At 75.0% G+C, this 6,000-nt stretch carries 6 protein-coding genes; all 6 read left to right on the forward strand.

All coding sequences use genetic code 11. From position 1 onward, the window contains the following. The first annotated feature begins 71 nt into the window (after positions 1-71). The 6 genes from L1885_RS05285 to L1885_RS05310 all read left to right on the forward strand — a co-directional run bounded on the left by L1885_RS05285 (position 72) and on the right by L1885_RS05310 (position 5,926). A complete protein-coding gene (locus L1885_RS05285; protein ID WP_235795789.1) occupies positions 72-1,277 on the forward strand; it encodes an NAD(P)/FAD-dependent oxidoreductase in 1,206 nt (401 codons plus the stop codon). Positions 1,278-1,448: 171 nt separating this feature from the next. After that, on the forward strand, positions 1,449-2,081 hold the full coding sequence (locus L1885_RS05290) for a TetR/AcrR family transcriptional regulator (RefSeq protein WP_235795790.1): 633 nt from the start codon (positions 1,449-1,451) through the stop codon (positions 2,079-2,081). Positions 2,082-2,374: 293 nt separating this feature from the next. Beyond that, a complete protein-coding gene (locus L1885_RS05295; protein ID WP_235795791.1) occupies positions 2,375-2,854 on the forward strand; it encodes a VOC family protein in 480 nt (159 codons plus the stop codon). Between the two features lie 611 nt (positions 2,855-3,465). Beyond that, positions 3,466-4,113: a TetR/AcrR family transcriptional regulator gene (locus L1885_RS05300; RefSeq protein WP_235795792.1), complete on the forward strand. Its 648-nt coding sequence runs from the start codon at positions 3,466-3,468 to the stop codon at positions 4,111-4,113. Between the two features lie 282 nt (positions 4,114-4,395). Then, positions 4,396-5,619, forward strand: coding sequence for a cytochrome P450 (locus L1885_RS05305; RefSeq protein ID WP_235795793.1), 1,224 nt, complete (start codon positions 4,396-4,398; stop codon positions 5,617-5,619). 112 nt (positions 5,620-5,731) lie between these two features. Beyond that, positions 5,732-5,926: a ferredoxin gene (locus tag L1885_RS05310; RefSeq protein WP_235795794.1), complete on the forward strand. Its 195-nt coding sequence runs from the start codon at positions 5,732-5,734 to the stop codon at positions 5,924-5,926. Positions 5,927-6,000 lie beyond the last annotated feature (74 nt).

Here is a 6,000-nt window from a genome sequence, read left to right on the forward strand (position 1 = left end):
CGGCGTGCCCGGCGCGCCCGCTCCCCGGTGCGACGAGCGGCGGTCGGCGCAAGCGAGAGGAAGAAGAGACGATGAAGGACATCCTGGTTGTGGGCGGCGGATTCGCCGGCGTCTGGAGCGCGGCGGGTGCCGTACGGACGGCCCGGGCCGCCGGGGCGGCCGACGGAGAGCTGCGCGTGACGCTCGTCAGCGGCGGCGACGACCTGGTCATCCGGCCGCGCCTGTACGAGGAGGACCCGGGGAGCATGCGGGTGCCCCTCGACCGCGTCCTCGGCCCGATCGGCGTGCGGCGCGTCACCGCGACGGTGACGGGCATCGACACCGGCGCCCACTGCGTCCGAGCGGTCGGCCGCGACGGCGCGGAGCTGACCCTGACGTACGACCGGCTCGTCCTGGCGGCCGGCAGCCGGCTCGTGCGCCCGCCCTTCCCCGGCGCGGAGCACGTCTTCGACGTCGACACGCTGCCCGCCGCCACCGCGCTCGACCACCACTTGCGGCGGCTGCCCCGGCGGACCTCCGAGGCGGGCCGGTACACGGCCGTCGTCGTGGGGGCGGGCTTCACCGGCGTGGAGGTCGCCACCGTCCTCGGCGAGCGCCTGGGGACGGTGGCGGGACCCCTCGGCGCCGGCGAGGACGTGCGCGTCGTGCTGGTCGACCGGGCGGACGTCCTCGGTCCCGAGCTGGGCCCGGGCCCCCGGCCGGAGATCGAGAAGGCCGTCGACGAGCTGAAGATCGAGCGGCGGCTCGGCCGTACCGTGTCGTCCGTGAGCCCCGAGGGCGTCGTGCTCTCCGACGGCGAGACGATCCCGGCGGCGACCGTCGTCTGGACCGCCGGGATGATCGCGAGCCCGCTGACCGCCCAGGTGCCCGGCGAACGGGACCGGCAGGGCCGGCTGGCCGTCGACGCCTACATGCGGGTGACCGGGGTGCCGGACGTCTACGCGGCCGGCGACGCCGCGGCGGCCCCGGCGGAGGAGGGCCACGTGACGATCCAGAGCTGCCAGCACGCGCAGCCGATGGGCAAGTGCGCCGGGCACAACGTGGCCGCGGAACTCCTCGGCACCGACCCGATGCCGTTCGCCTCGGACCCCTACAGCAACGCCCTGGACCTCGGCTCTGCGGGCGCCGTCCTCACCAACGGCTGGGAGCGTACGGTGACGGCCACCGGGCCCGTGGCCAAGACCATGAAGCAGGACATCAACACGAAGTGGATCTACCCCGCGGTCGACGACCCGGAGCTGATCCTCGCTCAGGCGGGCCGCCTCCTCAACGGGTGACGGCGCCGGACACCGCGGCGCGGCGTCGGGCCGGGGCGCCGGGCGGGGCGCGGCGTCCCCGGGGCCACCCGCCGGGGATTGACAGGCGCCGGTCGCCCGCCCAGAGTGAGCCTCGTGGAAACCCACTCAGCACATACAGTTTCCGCGCAACCGGGCGCTCCCGCGGGTCCCGTGGAGGCGGACCCGGCGGGCGGACCGGCGACGGACGCGTCGGGACTCGTACTCGACGCGGCCGACCGGCTCTTCTTCGCCCTCGGCTTCAGCGGCACGAGCATGGACGACCTCGCCCGCGACCTCGGCATGTCGAAGAAGACGATCTACCGGTACTACCCGGGCAAGCGCGCACTGCTGGCCGCGGTGCTCGACCGGCAGTTCGCACGCGTCGAGCGGGCCCTGACCGCGGCGGCCGAGTCGGCGGCCGGGCGGCCCTTCGCCGAGCAGGTGGCGTCCTTCCTGGTGGCGGCGGGGAACGAGCTCTCCAGGATCGGCGCTCCCCAACTGCTGTGGGGGCGCGGCGATCCGATGCTGCGGCCCTACGTGGAGCAGCGTGTCGAGGACGTCGTCTACCGGCGCGTCGACGCCCTGTTCGCCGCGGGGCACGAGCGGGGCCTACTGCCCACGCCGCCCGAGCTGCTCAGTGTGATCACGCGCGGCGCGCTGGAGCGCCTGCTGGAGTCCGAGTTGCCGCGTGAACTCGACCGCAGCGCGGCCGACCTGCTCCAGGCCACCATCGACGTCGTACTGCACGGCGCCCTCCGGCCCGTCGGCGGCGAGGCGGGGCCCGGCGCCGCCGGTCGGGGCTGAACGGCGCCCCGTCCTACGGCGGATGCCGAGGCGTTCGGAGAACACCGCCTCGCGCCGCGGCGGGTGACGTTCCACACGGCTCCGCCCGGGCGGGACGCCGGTGGCCGCCCCCCGGGGGCGGTGAGGGCCCGCGAAGGCCGTCGATCCGCCCCGAGCGGAGCCCGCGCGGCAGCCGCGGGGCCGGGGACCGGTGGGCCCGCCGGGCGGCTCGGCGGGCGGGTCCGGCCGGCGTCGCCTACGTTGGTGCGGGAGACGCCGTAGGAGACCTCGGACGACAGTCGGGTGGCAACGACATGGCGGAGAAGCGGCCGTACATCGATCACGACAACCTTCCGGCTCCGCAGGAGGGTTTCCTGGTCACCATGTTCATCACCGTCCGCAGCGTCGCGCGCTCGCGGGCGTTCTACTCCCAGGTGCTGGGCGGCACCGTCGTGCTGGAGGAGAACCCCTGCATCGTGAAGCTGGCGAACACGTGGATCCTGATGAACCCCGGCGGCCCGCCCACGCCCGACAAACCCGGCATCAGCGTCGTCGACTACGAGCCGGGCGACACGACGTCCATCTTCCTGAACCTCCGCGTCGCCGACATCGGCGCCTGCTACCGCCTGTGGAGCGAGCGCGGCGCGCAGTTCGTCACCCCGCCCATCGACCGCGGCGCCGAGACCCGGTGCTACGTGCGCGACCCCGACGGCTACCTCATCGAGGTGGCGCAGGCCACCGGGCTGCTCAGTGGCCACCTGGCCGCGAAGCGCCCCGAGGATCTGCCCGGCTGAGACCCCCGCCCGCCGACCGCCCCCGACCGCGCGCTGACCGCGCGCCGGGACGGCCGGGCGGCACGGGCCACCGGCCGCCCGAGCGGCCGGCTCGGCCTCGGCGGCCGCCACCGCGGCCTCCGGCGCGCCCCGGAACAGCACCTGCCAGTCGACGCGTCGGGGCAGGATGGCGGCCAGTGGCAGACCCAGCGCGCCGCCCATGCCGAGGGACGCGCTCATCAGGGCGGTCGCCGACCCCAGCCGGGCGGGCGGGAGTCCGAGACGACGATCCCGGCCGGTGCCAGGACGGCGACCATGCCGCCTGGCGCCGCACCGGGAGTTGTTCCGGGGCCCTGCCCCCGGCGTCGACGTGAAGGTGGACACCGCTCTGTACCTCCGTGTGGAGTGGGCGAGTTGGGGCCGTGGCGCGAATTAAGTCAGTCGCTTGACTTACGTGAGTGCCCCGCGTTCACTGATCACAGACATCGGGGCGAGGGGAGAGCGAGATGGGCCGGGAGGACCGCGACGGACCGATGGCGTACCCGCTGCCTGCGGCCACCGTGCCCGGCGCACCCTGCGCCGTGGGAGCCGGCAGACGCCGGCCCGTACGTCCGCCCGGTACGGTGGCGGCCATGCCCGGGAAGACGTCCAGGACCCTGCGGGGCGGCGGAACCGCGGAGGCCATCCTCGCGGTGGCGGAGAGGCTGTTCGCCGAGCACGGTGTGTTCGCCGTGTCCAACCGCCAGATCAGCGAGGCGGCGGGACAGGGCAACAACGCGGCGGTGGGCTACCACTTCGGCACGAAGACGGACCTCCTGCGGGCCATCGTCCGCCGGCACAGCGACCGCATCGACGCCCTGCGCCAGGACATGCTGGCGGACATCGGCGGCTCCTCCTCGGTGCGGGACTGGGTGGCGGTCCTCGTACGGCCCGGCACCGAGCATCTGGCCGAGCTCGGCAGTCCCACCTGGTACGCCCGCTTCGGCGCCCAGTTGATGACGGACCCGGTGCTGCGGGAGCTGATGGTCGACGAGACCTTCGGGCCCTCGATCCGCCGGACCCTGGACGGCCTCAACCGGTGCCTTCCCCAACTGCCGCTGCCCGTACGGATCGAGCGGGCCGACATGGCCCGCCACCTGATGGTGCACATGCTCGCCGAACGCGAACGGGCCCTGGCCGAGGGCACGCACACCCCCCGCACCAGCTGGTCCGCCTACGCGAGCGGACTCGTCGACGCGCTCACCGGCCTGTGGCTGGCGCCCGTGGCGCCCGCCCCCTGACACCGCGGCCCCCGCGCGGAGGGACGTCCCGGTCACCGCCCCCACCGCGGCACCCTTCCGCGACACACGGCCACGGTGGTGCGGCACGCATGCCGTACGGCACCGCGCTCCCCCACGACCCCGCCCCGTTACGAGACGGGCCCCCACGCGGCGGGACCGCCCCCGCGCTCCCGCCCGGGCGCGCGGCGACGCGTCGGCGCGCGAAGCCCTCCCCCGCTTCCGCCCCGCGGCCGCGAGCCGGCGGCGGAACAGCACACCGTCCACCCCCTGCGAAAGGACGCCATGCCCCCCACACAGTCACAGGTCGGGCACCAGCCGCCCGACCTCCCCGAGTTCCCCATGCCGCGCGCCGCGGGCTGCCCGTTCGACCCGCCGCCCGCGCTGCGGCAGAAGCAGCAGGAGGGCCCCCTCGCCACGGTCGGCCTGCCGGACGGCAGGACCGCCTGGGTGGTGACCCGTTACGCCGACCAGCGCGCCCTGCTGGCCGATCCCCGGGTCAGCGCCGACGTCACCCGGCCCGGGTATCCCGCGCAGGTGCCCGTGACGGGCAACAGCATCGGTTTCATCCTGATGGACGACCCGGAGCACGCACGGCTGCGCCGCATGGTCACCGCGCCGTTCACCATCAAGCGCGTGGAGGCCCTGCGCCCCCGGGTGCAGGAGATCGTGGACGGCCTCCTCGACGAGATGCTCGCGGGCCCCGGGCCCGTCGACCTGGTGCGGGCGTTCGCGCTCCCCGTGCCGTCGCTCGTCATCTGCGAGCTGCTCGGCGTGCCGTACGCCGACCACGGCTTCTTCCAGGAGAACAGCACCACGATCATCAGGCGCACGGCGACGGCCGAGGACCGCGCCGCGGCCCTCGGAAAGCTGACGGAGTACCTGGACGACCTCGTCGGGCAGAAGCTGGACCACCCGGCGGATGACCTCCTGTCCGGTCTGGCGGAACGGGTGCGGGCCGGGGAGCTGCCGCGGGCCGAGGCGGCCAGGATCGGCGTGCTGCTGCTGATCGCGGGCCACGAGACCACGGCGAACATGATCGCGCTGGGCACGCTGGCGCTGCTGCGGCACCCGGACCAGCTGGACGCCCTGCGCGCGGCCACCGACCCCAAGCAGGTGGCCGGGGCGGTGGAGGAGCTGCTGCGGTACCTGCACATCACCCACAGCGGCCGGCGCCGCGTCGCGACGGCGGACATCGAACTCGGGGGCCGCACCATCAGGGCCGGGGACGGACTGATCCTGGCCAACGACATCGGCAACCGCGACCCCGACGCCTTCCCCGACCCCGACCGGCTGGACATCGGCCGGGACGCGCGCCACCACGTGGCGTTCGGGTTCGGCGTCCACCAGTGCCTGGGTCAGCCCCTGGCCCGGATGGAACTCCAGGTCGTCTACTCGACGCTGTACCGGCGGGTGCCCACGCTGCGTCTCGCCGCCGATCTCGACGCCGTCCCGTTCAAGCACGACGGCTCCGTCTACGGCGTCTACGAGCTCCCCGTCACCTGGTGACCCGCGCGGGTCCGTGCAGCGCCCGGGCCACGGGCGCGGCACGGCACCCCGCCGGCAGAGCCCGCCCGCGGGCCGTCGACCGAACCCGCCCCCCCTCGTCCGAAGGAAGCCCATGAAGATCCATCTCGACCAGGACCGGTGCGTGGCCTCCGGCCAGTGCGTCCTGGCGGCCCCCGACGTCTTCGACCAGCGCGAGGAGGACGGCATCGCGATCCTGCTGGACGCCGAGCCGTCGGCCGAGACCGCGCCCGACGTGCGCCAGGCGGAGACCGTGTGCCCCGCCCTGGCCATCCGCCTGGAGGAATGACGCACGGGCGGGTCCCGCGCGGCGCCGCCCGCGGGACCCGCCGCGTCAGGCGGCCGTGCCCGCGCCCGGTCCGG

It is taken from the genome of Streptomyces fuscigenes, assembly GCF_021556455.1.
In the GTDB taxonomy this organism is placed as follows: Bacteria; Actinomycetota; Actinomycetes; order Streptomycetales; family Streptomycetaceae; genus Streptomyces; species Streptomyces fuscigenes.

Coding starts and splice junctions, on each gene's coding strand:
- L1885_RS05285 (WP_235795789.1), top strand. CDS start 72: ATGAAGGACATCCTGGTTGTGGGCGGCGGATTCGCCGGCGTCTGGAGC.
- L1885_RS05295 (WP_235795791.1), top strand. CDS start 2,375: ATGGCGGAGAAGCGGCCGTACATCGATCACGACAACCTTCCGGCTCCG.
- L1885_RS05300 (WP_235795792.1), top strand. CDS start 3,466: ATGCCCGGGAAGACGTCCAGGACCCTGCGGGGCGGCGGAACCGCGGAG.
- L1885_RS05305 (WP_235795793.1), top strand. CDS start 4,396: ATGCCCCCCACACAGTCACAGGTCGGGCACCAGCCGCCCGACCTCCCC.
- L1885_RS05310 (WP_235795794.1), top strand. CDS start 5,732: ATGAAGATCCATCTCGACCAGGACCGGTGCGTGGCCTCCGGCCAGTGC.